This is a genomic window from Veillonella sp., assembly GCF_032470285.1.
Taxonomy (GTDB): Bacteria; Bacillota; Negativicutes; order Veillonellales; family Veillonellaceae; genus Veillonella.
This window is the reverse complement of sequence record NZ_JAWEKP010000001.1, coordinates 177,265-197,303: the sequence shown is the minus strand read 5'-3', so window position 1 is coordinate 197,303 and position 20,039 is coordinate 177,265. Positions and strand designations below refer to the sequence as shown.

The following is a 20,039-nucleotide window of genomic DNA, read 5'->3' as shown; positions in this document are numbered from 1 at the left end:
ACTATTCACCATCCTCAGCATTGCCGAAACCTGTAAAAGGTTCTTCAGCAGCTTGAGTTTCACTTTTAATATCGATTTTCCAGTTAGTCAACTTAGCCGCCAAACGAGCATTTTGACCAGCCTTACCAATAGCTAAAGATAATTGGTAATCAGGTACTACTACATATGAAGATTTTTCTTCTTCGCTTACATCTACCGATACAACCTTCGCAGGGCTTAAGGAGTTAGCAATGTAAATTGCTGGATCTTCATCCCATTTTACAATGTCTATTTTTTCATCGTGTAATTCATCAACAATATGTTGTACACGTTGCCCTTTAGGACCTACGCAAGCACCTACAGGATCAATATTTTCATCACGACTATATACAGCGATTTTAGAACGCATCCCCGGCTCACGAGCTACAGACTTAAGCTCTACTACGCCTTCAAAGATTTCTGGAACCTCTAGCTCAAATAGACGTTTCAATAAACCTGGATGTGTGCGAGAAATCATAATTTGAGGGCCTTTCGTAGTTTTCTTAACCTCTACGATATAGCATTTAATACGATCTCCTTCACGGTATGTTTCAGTAACAATTTGCTCAGTTGGAGGCAAAATCGCTTCCGTTTTACCAAGATTGATAAATACATTTTTACCTTCAACGCGAGTAATAACGCCAGTGATGATGTCTCCTTCACGGCTGTAATACTCTTCGTATACTACACTCCGCTCAGCCTCTTTTAAACGTTGAATGAGCATTTGTTTAGCAGTATGGGCAGCACTACGGCCAAAGTTGGCAGGAGTTACATCTACTTCTACTACATCACCAATCTCAAAACGTTTATCTTTTTTGCGAGCATCCAACAAGCTGATTTCTGTTTCAGGTAATTCAACAGTTTCCACAACTTGTTTTTTAGCCATTACTTTATAAACGCCTGTTTCGCGGTCAATCACAACGTACGCATCTGGGTTAGATGTTGGTTCTTTGCGATATGCTTGCAACAATGCAGCCTCTAAGGATTCAAAAATAACCTCAGGAGCAAAACCTTTTTGCTTTGTAAGCACCATTACCGCTTGAATTAATTCTTGACTCACTCGTATGCCTCCATATATTAAAAATCAAGATGTAATCGAATTTGTGCAATGGTAGAACGTTCAAATGTCATGCTTTCACCATTGATAGTAAATTCGATAGTTGTGTCTGTAAAACCTTGTAATGCACCAGTAAATTGTTTACTGCCATTAATAGCCTTAAACAACTGAATATCTACATCACGGCCATTATAGCGAACTAAGTCCTTGTCTTTCTTAAGAACTCGATCAAGACCGGGAGAAGATACCTCCAATAAATAGTTTTCCGTAATTGGATCCTTTTCGTCGAGGACAGCACTTAATTTTTCGCTCACCAACTGACAGTCATCCAAATCTACACCACCTGGTTTATCAATGTAGACACGTAAATACCAATCCCGTTCACGTACATAGTCTACATCGACGAGTTCCATATCGGTGCCGGCTATAATACCTTCAACCACAGAGGATACAATCTCCTCCACTGCTTCTCTTTTCATAGCCATCGCCTCCTTACTTACTACATCCTGTATATATCTCTTGATAAAAACACTATAAAATTGAGCTAATCATAAATGAAAGAGTGGACATAAGCCCACTCTTTTAAAAGATTTATATAAAAGTCATATATAGTATATCACATTTACTGCGTATATACAAATTCTACGTTTTCTAATGGGCATTAAAGAAACCAATCCCACATAAGTCATTTTATAAAAACAAACAAATGACAAAAAATAGCATAGTTAAATCTATCCAAACTTTAATCAATGCGCTCATTCAAACCTTTTAATATAGCACCTAAATGCTCGCGCAATAACAATGCTAAATCATCTAGATTTTTTGCATCTAAATGATGGTCAATTTCTGGATAGCTTTTATACCGAAGTTCCGCAAAGTATTCATCACGTAATTCATTATAATACAATAGTAAGCCTGTACACTCGTCCATCTTACGGTATTCGCCGATGATAAAAGACCCATTAATCATGCGAATCGCGTGGGCTGGATCAATATCGCGTACAAAACCTTCTAACTCCTCAGGCATAGCTTGTGAGAAGTCCCATTCAGGAATCCCTCGGCGACGATAAGTAAAGGTAAAATTATTAGCAGGTTCTATTAACATATTGGTTAACCCTTTTACACATCGTTCTTGTAGCCCTGTCCAAAAAGACTCTAAATCGGCTCGCACAAAAGAAATGTCCACAAAGGAAAATAGTGGCATTTCTATATGTACTGTATAGTCCTCTACCTCTTTATCATATAAGGCAGACCAACACCATCCTAAATCGTTTTGATAGTGGAAAATAGGTACCTTCAATACGTCTTCACCAGCACTAATACGATTAGCTAACTTTGTATAGTCACTTTCAGTAGAGGTAACTAGTGTAAAGCCTTCAATGGATTGAGGCAACCAGGAATAGTCTAAGGCTTTACAAGCTTCAATAATCGTTTCCATATAATGCCTCATATCTTTCTTGATACTGTAAGACTGCTTTTACATAGCTACGAGTCTCAGGAAACGGAATCGTATCAACCATTCCATTCCAGTTATTTTCGTGAATCCACGATTCTACATGACCACGACCAGCATTATAAGCAGCTAATGCTAGTACTTGATCCCCATTAAACTCCTTCAGCAAATGACCTAGGTACCAAGTACCTAGCTCAATATTTATAGTAGGTTCTTTTAATTGACGATCTGTATAATTGCCATGCCCAACTTGTTGTGCCACCCAACGAGCTGTATCTGGCATGAGTTGCATCAATCCAAGCGCACCAGTTTCAGACTCCGCTGTGTTTTTATACTTGCTTTCAGCTAAGATAACACTGGCCACCAAAGACGGAGGTACCTGCTCTTTCTCAGCTGCGGCTATAACTTCCTCTTTATAGTTAAAGGGATACGCGATTTGACGCGCGAAATGGTCATCTAGATATGTAAAATAAAACCATCCTAGTACGACACAGGATAGTGCCGTTGCCGTTGCACGTTTCATATATCCCCCTTTCTACATACAAACTGAAAATAGTCATCAAAATCTAACATATAACAAATGCTAAACTAATATCATGCTAAGTTTTATGGGCTTATTATACCATTTATTACTATTATTTATATACCAAATTTGACACATAAAATGGCAATTATCAATTTTCTTATAGAGCTGATTCGATACGCTCATTCCAGATGGTATCTAATTGTTCCTTTAAATCCAGAGGTGTACCATTATTATCAATGATTACATCCGCATAAGTCCGTTTGTCATCAAGACGCATTTGACTCTTAATACGAGCCAATGCATCCTTTTTGGTAAATCCATTGCGATTCATTAAGCGCTCAATTTGAGTTGACTCATTCACATATACGAGCCACACCTCGTCCATCATGGTATACCACTCTCCTTCGATAAGTAAGGGAATGTCATATAGTAAAACTGGTGTATGTAGTGCCTCATAATGAGCTGTGAGCTCCATGATTCGATTTTGAATATGCTCTTTTAAACAACCATTCAGTTGTTGGCGTTTTTTTTCATTGTGAAAGATAATAGCCCCTAATGCTTCTCGGTTTAATGTCCTATCATCGTGCAATACATCGGTTCCAAATGCAGCTACAATTGCTTCTAGCCCTTTTGTACCAGGCTCTACAACTTCACGAGCCACAATATCAGCATCGATATATGGTATACCTTTATCCTTAAAATATGTAAGAACTGTACTTTTGCCAGATGCAATGCCACCAGTTAAGCCAATTTTAAACATATATACCTTCTATTAATTATAAACACATATTACTTTACTAATGCCCAGTTTTCTGCATGATGTACGTCTACAATAAGAGGTACTTGTAGCTCTACAACAGATTGCATTGTACTACGCAATAATTCTTCTATAGCTTCTAATTCAGAGTTCACTACTTCAAGCACTAGTTCGTCATGTACTTGTAATAAAAGTCGAGACTTAAAGTTTTGTTCTTCTAATTTTTGCTCCACTTGGTTCATGGCTAACTTAATAATATCTGCGGCAGTGCCTTGAATTGGCGTATTCATTGCGGTCCGTTCAGCAAAAGAACGACGGTTAAAGTTACGACTATTAATATCAGGTAACTCGCGTTGACGACCAAACATAGTGTGAACCTTCCCTGTTTCATGAGCCTCTTGAACCATTCGATCCATATACTCTTTAACCTTAGGGTAACGGCTAAAATAAAGATCAATATAATTTTTAGCTTCACCACGTGTAATACCAAGGTCACGAGATAAACCAAAGTCAGAAATACCGTAAATAATACCGAAGTTAATAGCCTTCGCATGAGAACGTTCTTCGCTAGTTACATCATCTTGAGCTTTACCAAGCACCTCTGCCGCAGTAAAGCGGTGAATATCCTTGCCTTCTACGAAGGCTTTAATCAATGCTTCATCGCCAGATAAATGGGCTAAGATACGCAACTCAATTTGGGAGTAATCGGCACTCACCAATGTATCATATCCAGCACCCGGATAGAATAAGGCACGAATTTCACGGCCTTTTTCGGTACGAACAGGAATATTTTGCAAGTTCGGATCAGATGAGCTAAGTCGACCTGTAGCCGTAACCATTTGATTAAAAGTCGTATGAATACGACGAGTCTTATCATTGATGAGAACTGCCAAACCTTCACAATAGGTAGATACTAATTTAGCAACAGAACGGTATGCCAAGATTTTTTCAACAATCGGACTTTCGTGACGAAGCATATCCAGTACTTCCGCATCTGTAGAATAGCCGGTCTTAGTTTTCTTGATGATTGGCAAGTTCATCTTTTCAAACAATATTACACCCAATTGTTTAGGTGAATTAATATTAAAAGTTTCTCCGGCCAGTTCATAAATCTCTTGTTGTACTTGAGCTAGTTCCTCTTTAAAGCGAGCCGTTGTTTCTGCCAACTTCTCTGTATCGATATAGATACCATTCTTTTCCATCACTACTAAAGTATGAATCAAAGGCAACTCAATCGTTTCATATAAAGACCATAACTCTTCACGACGAGCAGATTCACAAGCTGCTTCGTTCATGGCGAGTAATGCTTTCACCATGGATACGCATTCAACATCTGCACTACCGCTAGCAATGCTAGGTACAGAGAAGCGCTCAGTTAGATATAGATATCCATAATTAGTACGCGTAGGATCTAATAAATACGCAATGAGAGACATATCGTGAACACGAGCAGTTTTATCAGCATTAAATAAAGAAATCTCAGCTGGCACATCTGCACCAAGGGCTTCGATAATCTCCTTAGTTTGAGTTGTAACAATGACTTTAGCACCTTGTAATACAGCTAAAACAGCTTTAGTATCGTCTGTTTTTACAATAGTATCACCATTATATAGATACGTATTCGTTACCATTCTAAATGGAGTCTTACCATCTAATATAACATGCACTGCTACCGTTTTATCTTTATAGAAGTCGGCTGTTAATGCTTTAGCATCCGCTAAATCATCTAAAGAAATCTCCTCTTGTGGTGCAAATAAAGAGCCTGGATCTCCAAAAGTTGCTTCCTCGCCCCCCATTACTTGAACAATGCGAGGTGTTAATTTAGTAAAGCCTAAAGTTTCAAATAAAGGCTGTACTTCAGAGGTATGGAAGTTTTGTACAAAATCTTCTACTTTATAAGATAACTCCATATCTGTTTTGATTGTTGCCAACTCACGAGATAAGAAGGCTAACTCTTTATTATCTACGAGTCGCTCTTTTAATTTCTTACCAGAAATATCTTCAATATGTTCGTATACAGATTCAAGATTGCCATATTCGGTAATTAATTTAAGCGCTGTTTTCTCACCTACGCCTGGTACACCTGGAATATTATCAGAAGAGTCACCCATAAGCGCCTTCATTTCGATAACCTTATCAGGACCATAACCATAAAGTTCCTCCATATTATCTAGAGTAACTTCTAACATGTCAGAAATACCTTTTTTAGTTAAGAACACATGGCTATGTTCTGTTACAAGCTGTAAATTATCGCGGTCACCTGTAATAATTTGAACAGCCATCTCAGGGGCTCCAAACTTTTTACTCAAGGATCCAAGGATATCATCCCCTTCAAAACCTTCTTCTTCGATGACACAAATGCCCAATGCTTTTAATACATCTTGAATTAAACTAAATTGTGGACGCAAATCCTCAGGTGCATCTGGACGATTTCCTTTATATTCACTATACATTTCAGTACGGAATGTTTGACGACCTTTATCAAAAGCTACGGCAATATAGTCAGGATTAATTTCTTCATACAATTTAATGAGCATCGTTAAGAAGCCATATACTGCATTCGTTGGTGTTCCTAAAGCAGATTTCAACGGTGGTAATGCAAAAAATGCGCGAAATAACAAACTGCTGCCATCTATAATCATTAATTTTTTCATAAGACACCTCACTTAATTCTATTCTTCATTATAACATAAGGACCCTTTTAACTTTCATAAATAAAAATTAATATATTGTTACACTAGAAAATGAGTAAGTAATTTGATTTTAAAAACCACATATATGCTTTCCTTAATAAACAGTAGAAAATGTTTTACAAATCATGTCATTAAGGAAAATATTGGGCTGAAAAGTCCTTGCGTATCAATATTTGGTATGATATAATCATTCAGGTATAAGAAACGATTTTTAAGGAGGTGACTCAATTGCCAAACATTAAATCCAGTATTAGAAGCGTAAAAACGGATGCTGAACGTCGTGCGAAAAATGCCGCTGTAAAATCTCAAATTCGTACAGCAGCTCGTAAAACCGTTGAAGCTGTTCAAGCAGGCGCAGTAGAAGAAGCAAAACAAGCACTTGTTCATGCTACTAGCGTAATTGATAAAGCAGCCTCCAAAGGTGTACTTCATAAAAACACTGCAGCTCGCAAAAAATCTAACCTTGCAGCTAAAGTAAACGCTTTATAATTTTAAAAGCAAGCAAGACAGTCTCTCGGATATCCGTTGAGACTGTTTTTTTATGCCCTTTTCCTATTTAATCATAAAATAAATTTTCGTTTGTTATACAGATATTATGACTAAATTCAAAGGGCCTTATTATAATACGTGGAAGCACAGACGAAATCGCATTCTAGAGCCATATCAAAAATTTGGTAAAATTCCATATGGAAACTGTAAAAATGAAGATGACACTAAATTTGCAGACTTCCTTGGTTCATTAGATTATGATGTAGTATGTAAATCTACCATACTTGATATTAAAGATATGATGGAAAATCAAGGCTTGCTATAATTAAATAAACTCATCCTGTTTCAAGGATAAAAGCAAAAGGGACTGCAACTAGAATGTGGTAAAACCACATTCTGTTACAGCCCCTTTTTATATTAGCTTTTCATTAAACTTAACACTAGAACTCCATCACACCTGTAGTAGTGATTCTAATTTCTGGAATTACAGTTAATGCAAGGAAACTCAAATTAATAAAAGGATCTAGGCCTTTCGGCACGCCCATACCGTAAGCAATATCTTTCATCTTAGCTACTTTTGCATCTACTTCTTCGTGAGGTCGATTTGTGATTAAGCCCATTACTTCAAGAGCTAGTTCCTCTACTACTTTGCCTTTACTAGCAATGACATATCCGCCGCCAATTTCGCGAATACGCTCAATAGCAACCATCATATCTGCATCGTTGTCGCCAACAACAATCAGATTATGTGAATCATGTGCAAAGGATGACGCAATAGCACCATTTTTTAAATTGAAGCCTTTCAAAATACCAATACCATTTCTACCAGATGCTTTATACCGCTCGATACAAGTAATTTTATTGTACTCAGCATTAGGCTTGAACAGTCCATTTTCAACAGGAACCTCTTCAACAGTTTTTTGTGTAACTATTTGCCCAGGTACGATATTAATAATCGCTTGCGGACCTTCAACAAAAACATCTAATTTATTCTTTGTGAAAGTACCTATATTAATCGTATGCAGTAATTCAGCTGGTACAACCTTCTCTTCTCTTACGAGAACACGTTCAATCATTTTTCCTTTATAAAACACCTCGTGAATATCTACGCGTTGTTCATCATTAAGAATTACAAGATTAGCACTATAGCCGGGTGCAATAGCGCCTAAATGTTTCAAACCGTAGCATGATGCCGGATGAGTGGAGGCCATTTTATAAGCTTGGATTGGTGTCAGTCCCAGTTCAATAGAACGACGAATATTATAGCTGATATGGCCTTCTGAACGAATATCCTCAATATGTTTATCATCTGTACAGAAACCATAACGTTCCGTATTCCCTTGCTCTTCTACGAGCCCTTTCACAATAGAGTCTAGATTATGAGCCGCACTGCCCTCACGAATCCATACATAGATACCATTTTTAACTTGCTCTTTTGCTTCTTTGTAGGAAATACATTCATGATTTGTAGTAATGCCTGCCAAACGATAACTTGCTACTTGCTCTGGTGAAAGTCCAATAATATGTCCATCCATAATTGTATCTTTAAAGTAATCTAACTTTTTCATCATGTAAGGATCACTATTGATAACACTATAACAGTCCATGACTTCACCTAATCCTAAAATACGTGGATTAGCTTGTAGCTTATGTAACATATCGCCATCTAAAATAGCGCCATTATCTTCACCTGGTACAGCGGGCACACAGGATGGAGCCATAACATATACATCACCTTGAGCCGATGCAGTTTCATTGATCATGTACTCAACACCTGCAATACCCGCTACATTACCGGCTTCATGAGGGTCTACAATAAATCCTAACGTTCCCACTTGAGAGGCCTCAAATACGAGTTCTTTCGGATTTACCAAGGTTGATTCCAGATGGAGATGGCTGTCTATAAATCCGGGCACAATATATTTACCGCTGTAATCATATTCTGTTTCACCGCTATAGGTACCAACGCCTATAATCGTATCATCATGAATCGCAACATCCGCTTTTACCCATTCATCAGTAAATACATTTAAAACAGATGCCCCCTTTAATACGACAGTAGCCTTATCCAACCCCTGTGCCTGTCGAGAAATTTTTTCATTAAATTGTATCATATAAGGATCCTCCTTACATAAAGATTTCTTTCAAAATGAAAATAAGTGCCAAGAAATACATGACACCGGAAACATCTCGATATTTCCCAGTCAAAACCTTAATTAATACATAACTGATGAGACCCCATTCAATACCTACACCTATGGAATAAGCAAAAGGCATCATGATTATAGTTAAAAATGCTGGTAATCCTTCAGAAATATCACCGAAGTTTATATCTTTAACAGAGGCCATCATAAATAGACCTACTACGATAAGTACCGGAGCAGTAGCCGCTACAGGAATAACCATGAGTAACGGCGCTAAAAATAAGGATGCTATAAAGAGTCCTGCAATAGTTAAAGCGGTCAAGCCTGTACGGCCTCCCTCTGCGATACCTGCTGCCGATTCAACCGCTACGATATGAGGAGATGTACCTAGTGCACTACCAATGATAGTACCTAATGCAGATACTTTCATACAAGAGCTTTGTACGCCCAACTGTTTATCTTGAGGCACCTCAGCTTGATTTGTAAGACCAATCAATACGCCCACTACATTAAATAAATTAACGAACAAGAACGTAAAGGCCACAAATACCATATCTACAGATAAAAGTTCGCTCATATCATAATGAAACCAAATCGGTGCCAACGATGGTGGCATAGAAAATATCGTCGACGGCAACTTTGTAATCCCACAGAAGAACCCAACAACCGCAGCAATGATAACGGCTAGAAATATTCCTCCTTTTACATTGCGTCCCGTAAAAACGGCGATTAATATGATTCCCAAAATGGATATCAAGCTAGATGGTGCCTGTAAGTCCCCAATGCTCACAATAGTAGCAGGATTGCTGACGATAAGCCCAGCACTACTAAGACCAATGAGAGCGATAAACAAGCCGATACCCGCTGTTACAGCCAATTTAATTGTATGAGGTATGGCATTAAACAGATATTCTTTTAACGGTGTAACTGCGATTAGTAAAAATGCTAAACCTGCGATTAATTGAGCCGTTAACGCAAAGGCAAAGCTATGTCCCATTTGGACCACAATAGTGTAAGCAAAAAATGCATTGATACCCATACCGGATAAGCCGGCGAATGGCATATTGCTATACAAAGCTAGCAATAATGTCATAATGATAGCACTAACAGCCGTTGCCGTGAATACGGCGCCTACATCCATACCGGCAGCGCCAAGAATAGCAGGATTTACAGCTAATACATAAGAAACGCAAAGAAATGTAGTGGCTCCCGCAAATAACTCTCTCGATACGGATGAGCCTCGTTCTGATATTTTGAATACTTTGTCCCATACACTACCTTGAACTTGTTCTCTCATAATAATTCCTCCTCTCGTACTTACAATCATGAGCGTATTCTCCTATACTTATATATTTCCACATATAAGTAAGAATTTCCTGTTCTTTATTAAAATCTACTCTATAAAAAAATACCGCAGTATGTATTTAACTCAATTAAAGTAAATATATACTGCGGTATTTCGCATATGTAATCATTTATAAAATCAATAATGTAAATCTATTCAACTCTAAATAAATATAAATTCTAGATTTATCCCTTCAGGGAATCTAAAAATGAAGAGCCAATCCCCCATTGTTTCAATCCAAAGTTTTGTAATACTGTTTCACCTATGTCCGCAAAACTATGTCTATCACCCAAAGCTACTGAATGACTCATACTTGGACTATAAGCTAGCAAAGGCACCATTTCTCTCGTATGGTCTGTACCTTTCCAAGTCGGATCATTCCCATGATCTGCGGTGATAATAAGTAAATCGTCATCTTTAAGCAAGTCCAACAAACCACCTAATTGGTAATCAAAGTCTTCAATAGCACGCTTATACCCTTCTACATTACGCCGATGACCGTACAGACTATCAAATTCAACAAGGTTGACCATCATGAACCCCCGTGCAAAGCTTTGGCCCAATAGATAAGGAACTACGTTCATACCATGCGCGTTAGACTTTGTCGGATATGATGCATTCCAGCCAACATGAGCATAAATATCGCCGATTTTGCCAACTGCCACTGTCGGAATGTTTGCGTCTTGTAACTCTTGTTGCACCATTTTCTTTTCAGGCATGCGACTATAGTCATGACGATTTGAAGTACGTACAAAATGCCCTGGTGTACCAACAAAAGGTCGAGCTATGATACGCCCCACATAATAATCACCGACACATACCTTATCACGTGTAATTTGACACATGCGATACAACTCTTCTAAAGGAATGATATCCTCATGAGCAGCGATTTGAAAAACAGAATCCGCCGATGTATAAACGATTGGCTTACCTGTTCTTATATGTTCTTCTCCGAGGCGTTCAATAATTTCTGTACCAGATGCTACCTCATTACCAAGAAAGCCATAACCCGTTTCCTTCGTGAAAGTATCCATCAATTCCTTAGGAAATCCTTCATAAAATGTCGGAAATGGTACCGTTACAGGATGCCCCATCATCTCCCAATGTCCGCTTGTCGTATCTTTACCGGTACTCATTTCCGCCATACGACCATAAGCACCAATAACAGGCTCATCAAACGCTGAAATATCGGCAATATTAGCTAAACCTATGGATTTTAAATTTGGGCAGCGAATAGGTCCTGCTACAGCTTCGATATGTCCCAATGTATTCGAACCTTCATCGCCAAATTTAATCGCATCAGCTGCATATCCTACGCCGACACTGTCCATTACTAGTAGAATAATTCGATTATACATATGTACTCCTAAATCTATATGAGATTAGTTACTCATATAATGTAAAAATACTTTGTAACATATTACAGTTAAAATCATCAATATGAATTAATAAAATACATAATATATTGAGAGATAAAATTTCTAAAACTTACTTAAGATATGGCATAGCAAGCATAAGGGCCGCCAAAGATTTGCTATCCTTAATAGTCTCATTCTTGATAACCTCCAATAGTTCTGGCAATGTGTAGTATTCTAACTCTACATATTCATCAGGATCCCAATTAGTTTCCCCCATGGTAAGGTCCTTCGCAAGATATAAATGTAATACTTCATTGCAGAAACCAGGACTCGTAGCAATTGTCCCTAACGAAATCCATTGAGCTGCACGATAGCCGGTTTCCTCAGCAAGCTCCCGTTTAGCACAAACAATCGGTTCTTCGTTTGGATCCAATTTTCCTGCTGGTACCTCCAGTAGCGTCTGTTGCAAAGCATATCTAAATTGACGTTCCATAACAATCTTATTATCCTCTGTTACTGCCACAATCGCTGTAGCACCCGGATGATGCACAACCTCACGCCATGCATCCTTTCCGTTCACATCGGCTATATCATAGGTAACTTGAATCAACTTACCGTTAAATTTCATTTCACTGGATTTCTGAATTTCCTTACTAATTGCCATATATACCTCTAATCTTCTATTTTATGTAAAAACCCGAGCATTCTTATACGTTGTAAAATTTCCTCTAAATACACTTTATTAGGAACAATAAAATCAATATTATCCCGCGTATGACGCTGAACTGTAATATTGTCATCCATAATAGCAAGAATCTTTTCTCTTGTTGTAGGCTCCACCATTTGCTTTATTACAAAAAGAAATCCATTATCTATATCTTGTTGTACTTTATTGTACATGTCGCCTATACCAATATAGGAGCTGCCTTCCTTTTCTACTATAGTAGAAATAAAATCTATAAAACGTTGAGGTATATACACCTTATTATCTTCAAAAGCAACTCTTTCATATGGTTCGGCATACATATCAAGATTATCTACAATAATTAAATATAGTAAACGAGAATAAACTCTGTCCATTTCTATAGTATAACCAGGTAGCTTTCTATGTATATGATCTACTATATCCTGAATAGTAAATATATCACCCCGATCCATAACCTCTTTAATAGCAATATGGATACTATCCGTCATATTAGAAGGAATACCTGTATTAACAACGCTGCAATAATATAATTTTGATAATACATCTATACTAACTCGTTCATTACGAACAATCTTTTTAGTATGTTTATTTTTCGTTAACAGGGACATTCTAAACTGCGTATCATAAATGTAATCATAATATTGCTCTTTTGCAATATAATCATCATTTGCCAATTGAGCTATATTATCATGAATATCCTCTGGTAACCAACTTATGAAAGATCGTGAAAGAAATACATCCCCTATATATGCACAATCTTGGTCATTGGCACGTTTTATAAATTCATGTACATATACAGGATCATTAAAAGGCTCTAAATATTCATGGGCCACATAATAATCGTTAGAGCTTAACACATTTTGGATATTATCAATTTTATAGCTCGCTTTTTGACTTATCCGATTATCCATCCCCATCGTATCAGCTACAAGTTTCAATATATTCTTCGTATATAAAGTCCGTTCCATCAACGGTAGCTCTAACTCTTTTTGCTCTGCATATTGCATGATTTCTCGATACTGCTCTAATCGTTTCCATCCAGGATACGTATTATACGATACATAAGCTACACCGTTGTCGGATAAATTCTTATTGCAGATAGATAGAATTTTATCTTTTACCACATCTGGAACCCAGGACCAAATACCATGTACAATAATATAGTCAAAAGTGCCGAACGATTCATCAATATCTAGAATATCCTTCTCAATCAAATGTATATTGGTAAGTCCCATCGACGCAATCAGTTCATTTCCCATCTTAATCTGGGAAAACGATAAATCGATGCCCGTAAAAGATGCTTCAGGATAATATAAAGCTTGGGAAATAATATTTCCACCAAACGAACATCCGAGCTCAAGGACACGAGCCTTTTTTAAAGATACAGGATTTAATCCAAATAACAAAGCTCGCGCTGCTAATGTGTTCAATGAGGTTGCCCCAAAAGGTTGAGATATATATACTACATCTTCATAACTCTTTTTAAGAACCTTATTCTCATCCAATAAATGCATAGTATTTTGTGTAGTCTCAATGTCATTCCCCATAACTGATGTACCTACGTTCTTTTTTTGTTTTGACTCCTGTTTCATAAAGCCTCCCGAATTGTTCTACTAACTATAATAATTATTATATAGTATTATTGATAATAATTACAGCTGAGGAGAGAAATAAACACACAAAAACCGCCCAACAAAGTTGAGCGGTTTTTACTAGTTTATACAAAAGCATAAATTATTTACATAGTCCCGGTGCTTCCAATGCCACCAGTTCTTACACCTGTAGCGTCATCATCATTTGTAATAAGGTATTTAGAGAATATACCTTGAGCAACGCGTTCGCCTTTTTCAAGGGTAACTGGTTCATTGCCAAAGTTTAGAAGGGCAATCATAATATGACCTTCGTTGTCCTCATTGTTGTAGTAATCACTATCAATGATACCTGTGCTATTCACTAGTGCTAAATGGCGTTTAATAGCCATGCTAGATCGGATGTGAATGGCAAGGTATTCGTCGTACGCCATGAAAGCTTTAATACCTGTCGGAACGAGCACTACTTGGCCTGGTTCTAATGTAACAGCTTCAGCACATTCAATATCATAGCCTGCGCTTTCAGTTGTTTTACGTGTTGGTAAGTTGATATCTTGTTCTTCAAAAGCAGAAACTACTTCAAAGCCACGAATATCCATGTAACACCTCTTATTTTAAACAATCTTTACGGGATAAGTTTACACGGCCTTGTTTATCGATCTCGATAACTTTTACCATGATTTCATCCCCTACACTTACTACGTCTTCTACATTTTCAACGCGTTCTTTCGCAAGTTTGGAAATATGTACAAGACCTTCCTTACCTGGTAATACTTCTACAAATGCGCCAAAAGCCATTAGACGAGTTACTTTACCAAGATATACTTCACCTACTTCAACCTCTTTAGTAAGGTTTGTGATAATTTCTTGAGCTTTCGCAGCCCCTTCTTGTTCTACAGAAGCGATAAATACTGTACCATCATCTTCGATGTCGATTTTAGCGCCTGTTTCTTCGATGATACTGCGAATTACTTTACCGCCAGAACCGATTACGTCACGAATCTTATCAGGATCAATTTTCATTGTAATAATACGTGGAGCGTATTGGGACATTTGTTGACGTGGTTCAGCAATTGTATCAAGCATGATGCCCATGATATGCATACGGCCTTTGTGAGCTTGTTCTAATGCTTCTTGAAGGATTTCACGGGATAATCCAGAAATCTTGATATCCATTTGAATTGCTGTTACGCCTTTAGCTGTACCAGCAACTTTAAAGTCCATATCTCCAAGAGCATCTTCCATGCCTTGAATATCTGTTAAAATTGTATAGTGTTCCCCTTGAGTTACAAGACCCATAGCGATACCCGCTACAGGCGCTTTAATAGGTACACCCGCATCCATCAAAGATAATGTAGACCCACATACGGAAGCCATGGAGCTAGAACCATTAGATTCCAATACTTCAGATACTAAACGCAAAGCATATGGGAAATCCTCTTCACTTGGAATCACAGGTACCAACGCGCGTTCGGCCAACGCACCATGACCAATTTCACGACGCCCAGGGCCACGGGAAGAACGAGTTTCCCCTACGGAGAAAGATGGGAAATTATAATGATGGATATAACGTTTTTCAGTTTCAACACCAAGACCATCGATAGTTTGTTTTTCAGATAAAGGCGCTACTGTTGTGACATTCAACACTTGAGTTTGACCACGTGTAAACAAGCCAGAGCCATGTGTACGAGGTAATACGCCTGTACGACAAGAGATTGGACGAACTTCATCAAGTTGACGACCATCTGGACGGATTTTTTCAACAGTAATCATATGACGCACGATTTCTTTTGTCATTGCATCAAATGCTTTATTTACATCAGCCAAGTTATCTGGGTATATTTCTTCAAAGTGAGCTAATACATCTGCACGTACTTCATTTTCTTGTGCATCACGTTGTTGTTTATCTGCACAACGAACTGCAGCATCAAGTTTATCATGACCATAGGCACGAACTGCATCACTAATTTCAGCTGGAACATCTTTACATTCAAATATGCGTTTTTCCTTACCTACTTTTGCAGTCATATCTTCTTGGAATGCTACGATTTTTTTGATTTCTTCGTGAGCTGCCATGATAACTTCAAGAATGATATCTTCCGGTACTTCTTCAGCGCCACCTTCAACCATGAGGATAGCATCTTTAGTACCAGCTACAACGATATTAAGATCTGTTTCTTCAAATTGTGCTTTCGTTGGATTTACAACAAATTCACCATTGATACGTCCCATACGAACGCCTGCAATAGGACCATTCCAAGGAACATCAGAAATAGACAATGCCGCAGAAGCACCAATCATACCACAAATGGCTGGATCACAATCTTGGTCCACAGACATAACTGTTGCTACTACGTGTACTTCGTTACGTACACCTTTATTAAATAATGGACGAATAGGACGGTCAATCAAACGGCTATTCAAAATCGCAGACTCAGGTGGACGTGCTTCACGTTTAATGAACCCCCCTGGTAAACGACCAACAGCATACATTTTTTCTTCATAGTCTACTGTAAGTGGGAAGAAGTCAATATCCTTCGCCTCTTTAGAGCCTGTAGCAGTAACGAGTACACGAGTATCGCCATAACCAACCATTACGGCACCGCCAGCTTGTTTTGCAAGTTCCCCAGTCTCAATCGTAAGCGTACGACCAGCTAGGTCCATTTGGAATTGTTCCATTCCTATTCCTCCTAAAAATCTTCTTATATGTATACCTTCTAATTATATATCAATTAAAGCTAAATAGCCAATTCAAAATAAAAAAGCCGTCCTTTAGGACGGCTTTTTTTATTATTTACGAAGACCAAGGCGTTCGATAAGAGAACGATAACGTTCGATATCTTTACGACGAAGGTAGTCGAGCATGTTACGGCGTTGACCAACCAATTTCAACAAACCACGACGGGAATGATGGTCTTTTTTGTGCTCTTTCAAGTGCTCAGTTAAGTATTGAATGCGACTTGTTAAAATCGCAACTTGTACTTCTGGAGAACCAGTGTCACCTTCATGAGTAGCGTATTCTTTAATTACTGCTAATTTAGCTTCTGTAGTTAACATTAATGTTACCTCCTAAAAAATTATAATCCCGATAAGCTTAAGTAACCGTTGGAGAATCGAATACTTCGCTTACGATATGTCTTACGACCTAATTTAGTATACAGTATCTGCCCTATCTTGTAAAGCAAAAATACAGTAATTGAACAAAAGATAGATTAGAACTTCCTTCTATTATTTAGCACCTAGCACCATGCGGTCGCTCAGTGCATTTTCACCAGCTACCTCAAACTTTTGAAGTAAGTCCGCAACAGTTAATTGTTTCTTTTCTTCTCCTTTTACATCATAGATAATTCGACCAGCGTCCATCATGATGAGGCGATTACCAAAGCGCAATGCATCACGCATATTATGAGTAATCATAAGAGTTGTTAGATTATGCTCTGCAACAAGTTTATCTGTTAGTTGCAATACATTTTCTGCAGTCTTAGGGTCAAGTGCCGCAGTATGCTCATCCAATAGCAAAAGCTCTGGACGAAGCATGGTAGCCATTAATAATGTAATAGATTGGCGTTGACCACCAGATAGTAGGCCCATACGAGCAGATAAACGTTCTTCAAGTCCTAAACCTAATAATGCAAGGCGTTCCTTAAAGAATGCTTGTTCGCTATCTTTGAAAGCCCATTTAAGACCTAAGCTTTTACCACGGCGCATAGCAAGAATCAAGTTTTCTTCAATTTGCATATTACCAGCAGTACCTACCATAGGATCTTGAAATACACGGCCAATGTATTTAGCACGCTTGTATTCTGGCATTTTTGTTACATCAATATCATTAATTGTAATGGAGCCTTCATCTACTGGGAATACACCGGCGATGGAGTTTAGTAAAGTACTTTTACCAGCACCATTGCCACCGATTACAGTACAGAAATCTCCTTCTTCTAGGCGAAGGTTGATGCCTTGTAATGCAGTCTTTTCATTAATTGTGCCCTTAAAGAAGGTTTTTACCATATTTTTTACTTCTAACATAGTGTCCTCCTTAACGAGCCAACCATTTTGCTTTCAATGTAGGTAAGGAAAGCGCTATGGCAACAAGAATTGCAGTGAATAATTTCAAATCATTTGGTGGCATACCCATGTAGAGAACGGCAGCAATAACGATACGATATACTATAGAACCAAGTACTACAGCGATGAGACTGCGTACGAAGGATTTCGTACCAAATACTACTTCACCGATGATTACAGAAGCCAAACCAATAACGATGGTACCAATACCCATGCCTACATCAGCAAAGCCTTGGAATTGACCGATAAGAGCTCCAGACATACCAACAAAGCCATTGGAAATCAAAAGACCAAGAACGATCATATTATCAGTATTTACGCCTTGAGCGCGAATCATTTGAGGGTTAACACCTGTAGCACGTAAGGCTGTACCAATTTCGGTACCGAAGAACCAAAATAAGAGCAAACATACAACTACAGCAACGATAATACCTACGATAGCTGCAGACCACATATTCGGCGTATGGAAAAATCCACCAAGAATCGTATAAATTGTATCCATTCGAAGCAAAGATACATTAGCTTTGCCCATGATGTGAAGGTTTACAGAGTACAGTGCAATCATTGTCAAAATACCGGCCAATAATGCTGGAATTTTTAATTTTGTATGTATCCAACCTGTTACAGCACCGGCTATCATACCACCCACACCGGCAAGTAAAATGGAAAGGATTGGATTCATACCACTTGTAATTAAAATAGCAGAAATGGCTGCCCCCATTGGGAACGTACCTTCCACAGTTAAGTCAGCCACATCTAATACACGGAAGGTTATGAATACGCCGACCGCTAACAAAGACCATAAAAGGCCTGTGGTTATGGTGCCTACCACTAAATCTAACATCAAATTCTCCTCTATTGTTTCATATCTTTACGAAGAGCCTCAGGAATCGTAATACCTAATTTTTTAGCACGTTCTTCGTTAACAGTTAACTTAATCTCTTTTTGTGTCTCAATAGCTAAGTCTGCAATTTTTGCTTCTCCTGCAAGAACTTTAGCAGCCATTAAACCTGTTTGATAACCCAATTGATAGTAATCAACAGAATACGTTGCTACACCACCAGTCATTGTCATACCTTCATCGGCAGCAAATACTGGAATTTTAGCAGCATCTGTAATTTGTGCTAAGTTAGCCATAGCGGATGCCAATACATTATCTGTTGGCGTATAAATAGCTTGTACATCTTGATTTACAAGATTGGTAGCCGCTTGTTGAATATCATTTACATTGGAAACAGTTGCTTCTACAACAGTAATACCTTTTGTAGCAGCATACGCTTTCATTTTTTCAACTTGCAATTGGGAGTTGATTTCAGAGGATGTATAAATGGCACCAATGCGCTTTACATTCGGTACTAATGCTATGATAAGATCAACCTCTTTTTCAACAGGTGTCATATCGGATGTACCAGATACATTACCACCAGGGTGTTCGTTAGATTGAACGAGTTTAGCTGTCACGTAGTCTGTAATAGCTGTACCCATGATTGGCATGTCATGAGAAGCATTTGCCATCGTCTGAGCCGCAGGCGTTGCAATAGCTAATACTAAATCTTTTTTATCAGATACGAAACGTTGTGCAATACTATTTAAATTAGATTGATCGGCCTGTGCATTTTGTTGGTCAATTTTAATATTTTGACCATCCTTATATCCTTTAGCTGCTAAACCATCTACGAAGCCTTTATTAGCAGCATCAAGAGATGGATGTTCTACTAATTGAATAACACCAATTTTCTTTTGGTCATTAGTTGCGGTATTGGAACCACAACCTGCTACCATTGCCATAACAGCGATGGCACTAAGTGCCACTGCAATACTTTTTTTCCAGTTCATGTA

The 20,039-nt window shown here is 38.1% G+C and carries 19 protein-coding genes; 2 read left to right on the top strand and 17 right to left on the bottom strand.

The genetic code is table 11. From position 1 onward, the window contains the following. Position 1 precedes the first annotated feature (1 nt). The 6 genes from nusA to polA form a co-directional block, all read right to left on the bottom strand. Entirely contained in the window at positions 2-1,078 is a 1,077-nt protein-coding gene (gene nusA, locus E7B10_RS00900) for a transcription termination factor NusA (protein ID WP_012864256.1), read from the bottom strand. 17 nt (positions 1,079-1,095) lie between these two features. Beyond that, positions 1,096-1,554, bottom strand: coding sequence for a ribosome maturation factor RimP (rimP, locus tag E7B10_RS00895; protein WP_077708367.1), 459 nt, complete (start codon positions 1,552-1,554; stop codon positions 1,096-1,098). 263 nt (positions 1,555-1,817) lie between these two features. After that, positions 1,818-2,513: a hypothetical protein gene (locus E7B10_RS00890; RefSeq protein WP_077708366.1), complete on the bottom strand. Its 696-nt coding sequence runs from the start codon at positions 2,511-2,513 to the stop codon at positions 1,818-1,820. Beyond that, on the bottom strand, positions 2,497-3,051 hold the full coding sequence (locus E7B10_RS00885) for a lytic transglycosylase domain-containing protein (RefSeq protein ID WP_012864253.1): 555 nt from the start codon (positions 3,049-3,051) through the stop codon (positions 2,497-2,499). The genes E7B10_RS00890 and E7B10_RS00885 overlap by 17 nt, the downstream gene beginning before the upstream one ends. A 160-nt stretch (positions 3,052-3,211) precedes the next feature. Next, the gene (coaE, locus tag E7B10_RS00880) at positions 3,212-3,814 is read right to left on the bottom strand and encodes a dephospho-CoA kinase (RefSeq protein ID WP_077708365.1); all 603 of its coding nucleotides are present in this window, start codon (positions 3,812-3,814) and stop codon (positions 3,212-3,214) included. A 29-nt stretch (positions 3,815-3,843) separates the two neighbouring features. After that, on the bottom strand, positions 3,844-6,465 hold the full coding sequence (gene polA / locus E7B10_RS00875) for a DNA polymerase I (protein ID WP_316055444.1): 2,622 nt from the start codon (positions 6,463-6,465) through the stop codon (positions 3,844-3,846). A 267-nt stretch (positions 6,466-6,732) separates the two neighbouring features. Here polA and rpsT point away from each other — a divergent pair, with 267 nt between their 5' ends. Further along, a complete protein-coding gene (gene rpsT, locus E7B10_RS00870; protein ID WP_004692998.1) occupies positions 6,733-6,993 on the top strand; it encodes a 30S ribosomal protein S20 in 261 nt (86 codons plus the stop codon). 106 nt (positions 6,994-7,099) lie between these two features. Beyond that, positions 7,100-7,318 (top strand): hypothetical protein, encoded by a 219-nt coding sequence (locus E7B10_RS00865; RefSeq protein WP_287510681.1) that lies wholly within the window; start codon positions 7,100-7,102, stop codon positions 7,316-7,318. Between the two features lie 115 nt (positions 7,319-7,433). Here the strand turns inward: E7B10_RS00865 and ade are convergent, their stop codons facing one another. From ade to E7B10_RS00810, 11 genes are all read right to left on the bottom strand, one after another. Beyond that, the gene (ade, locus tag E7B10_RS00860) at positions 7,434-9,107 is read right to left on the bottom strand and encodes an adenine deaminase (protein WP_278469404.1); all 1,674 of its coding nucleotides are present in this window, start codon (positions 9,105-9,107) and stop codon (positions 7,434-7,436) included. Between the two features lie 13 nt (positions 9,108-9,120). Then, positions 9,121-10,434 carry an NCS2 family permease gene (locus E7B10_RS00855; protein WP_278469402.1) on the bottom strand — a complete coding sequence of 438 codons (1,314 nt, stop codon included), beginning with the start codon at positions 10,432-10,434 and terminating at the stop codon, positions 9,121-9,123. A 233-nt stretch (positions 10,435-10,667) separates the two neighbouring features. Next, the gene (locus E7B10_RS00850) at positions 10,668-11,840 is read right to left on the bottom strand and encodes a phosphopentomutase (RefSeq protein ID WP_287508962.1); all 1,173 of its coding nucleotides are present in this window, start codon (positions 11,838-11,840) and stop codon (positions 10,668-10,670) included. 130 nt (positions 11,841-11,970) lie between these two features. Then, entirely contained in the window at positions 11,971-12,504 is a 534-nt protein-coding gene (locus E7B10_RS00845; protein WP_101928206.1) for an NUDIX hydrolase, read from the bottom strand. 8 nt (positions 12,505-12,512) lie between these two features. After that, positions 12,513-14,138: a class I SAM-dependent methyltransferase gene (locus E7B10_RS00840; RefSeq protein ID WP_287508963.1), complete on the bottom strand. Its 1,626-nt coding sequence runs from the start codon at positions 14,136-14,138 to the stop codon at positions 12,513-12,515. A 146-nt stretch (positions 14,139-14,284) separates the two neighbouring features. After that, on the bottom strand, positions 14,285-14,734 hold the full coding sequence (dut, locus tag E7B10_RS00835) for a dUTP diphosphatase (RefSeq protein ID WP_287508964.1): 450 nt from the start codon (positions 14,732-14,734) through the stop codon (positions 14,285-14,287). 10 nt (positions 14,735-14,744) lie between these two features. Further along, on the bottom strand, positions 14,745-16,814 hold the full coding sequence (locus tag E7B10_RS00830; protein ID WP_287508965.1) for a polyribonucleotide nucleotidyltransferase: 2,070 nt from the start codon (positions 16,812-16,814) through the stop codon (positions 14,745-14,747). 111 nt (positions 16,815-16,925) lie between these two features. Next, complete coding sequence (gene rpsO, locus E7B10_RS00825; RefSeq protein WP_004692991.1) at positions 16,926-17,192, bottom strand: 30S ribosomal protein S15; 267 nt, start codon at positions 17,190-17,192, stop codon at positions 16,926-16,928. Positions 17,193-17,363: 171 nt separating this feature from the next. Then, positions 17,364-18,161, bottom strand: a complete 798-nt coding sequence (locus E7B10_RS00820; RefSeq protein ID WP_004692990.1) for an ABC transporter ATP-binding protein — start codon at positions 18,159-18,161, stop codon at positions 17,364-17,366. A 10-nt stretch (positions 18,162-18,171) separates the two neighbouring features. After that, positions 18,172-19,044, bottom strand: coding sequence for an ABC transporter permease (locus E7B10_RS00815; protein WP_004697183.1), 873 nt, complete (start codon positions 19,042-19,044; stop codon positions 18,172-18,174). Positions 19,045-19,055: 11 nt separating this feature from the next. Further along, positions 19,056-20,036 carry an ABC transporter substrate-binding protein gene (locus E7B10_RS00810; RefSeq protein ID WP_155086254.1) on the bottom strand — a complete coding sequence of 327 codons (981 nt, stop codon included), beginning with the start codon at positions 20,034-20,036 and terminating at the stop codon, positions 19,056-19,058. Positions 20,037-20,039 lie beyond the last annotated feature (3 nt).

Coding starts and splice junctions, on each gene's coding strand:
- ade (WP_278469404.1), bottom strand. CDS start 9,107: ATGATACAATTTAATGAAAAAATTTCTCGACAGGCACAGGGGTTGGAT.
- coaE (WP_077708365.1), bottom strand. CDS start 3,814: ATGTTTAAAATTGGCTTAACTGGTGGCATTGCATCTGGCAAAAGTACA.
- E7B10_RS00810 (WP_155086254.1), bottom strand. CDS start 20,036: ATGAACTGGAAAAAAAGTATTGCAGTGGCACTTAGTGCCATCGCTGTT.
- E7B10_RS00820 (WP_004692990.1), bottom strand. CDS start 18,161: ATGTTAGAAGTAAAAAATATGGTAAAAACCTTCTTTAAGGGCACAATT.
- E7B10_RS00830 (WP_287508965.1), bottom strand. CDS start 16,814: ATGGAACAATTCCAAATGGACCTAGCTGGTCGTACGCTTACGATTGAG.
- E7B10_RS00855 (WP_278469402.1), bottom strand. CDS start 10,434: ATGAGAGAACAAGTTCAAGGTAGTGTATGGGACAAAGTATTCAAAATA.
- E7B10_RS00890 (WP_077708366.1), bottom strand. CDS start 2,513: ATGGAAACGATTATTGAAGCTTGTAAAGCCTTAGACTATTCCTGGTTG.
- rimP (WP_077708367.1), bottom strand. CDS start 1,554: ATGAAAAGAGAAGCAGTGGAGGAGATTGTATCCTCTGTGGTTGAAGGT.
- rpsO (WP_004692991.1), bottom strand. CDS start 17,192: ATGTTAACTACAGAAGCTAAATTAGCAGTAATTAAAGAATACGCTACT.
- dut (WP_287508964.1), bottom strand. CDS start 14,734: ATGGATATTCGTGGCTTTGAAGTAGTTTCTGCTTTTGAAGAACAAGAT.
- E7B10_RS00850 (WP_287508962.1), bottom strand. CDS start 11,840: ATGTATAATCGAATTATTCTACTAGTAATGGACAGTGTCGGCGTAGGA.
- E7B10_RS00845 (WP_101928206.1), bottom strand. CDS start 12,504: ATGGCAATTAGTAAGGAAATTCAGAAATCCAGTGAAATGAAATTTAAC.
- E7B10_RS00815 (WP_004697183.1), bottom strand. CDS start 19,044: ATGTTAGATTTAGTGGTAGGCACCATAACCACAGGCCTTTTATGGTCT.
- E7B10_RS00840 (WP_287508963.1), bottom strand. CDS start 14,138: ATGAAACAGGAGTCAAAACAAAAAAAGAACGTAGGTACATCAGTTATG.
- E7B10_RS00865 (WP_287510681.1), top strand. CDS start 7,100: ATGACTAAATTCAAAGGGCCTTATTATAATACGTGGAAGCACAGACGA.
- E7B10_RS00885 (WP_012864253.1), bottom strand. CDS start 3,051: ATGAAACGTGCAACGGCAACGGCACTATCCTGTGTCGTACTAGGATGG.
- polA (WP_316055444.1), bottom strand. CDS start 6,465: ATGAAAAAATTAATGATTATAGATGGCAGCAGTTTGTTATTTCGCGCA.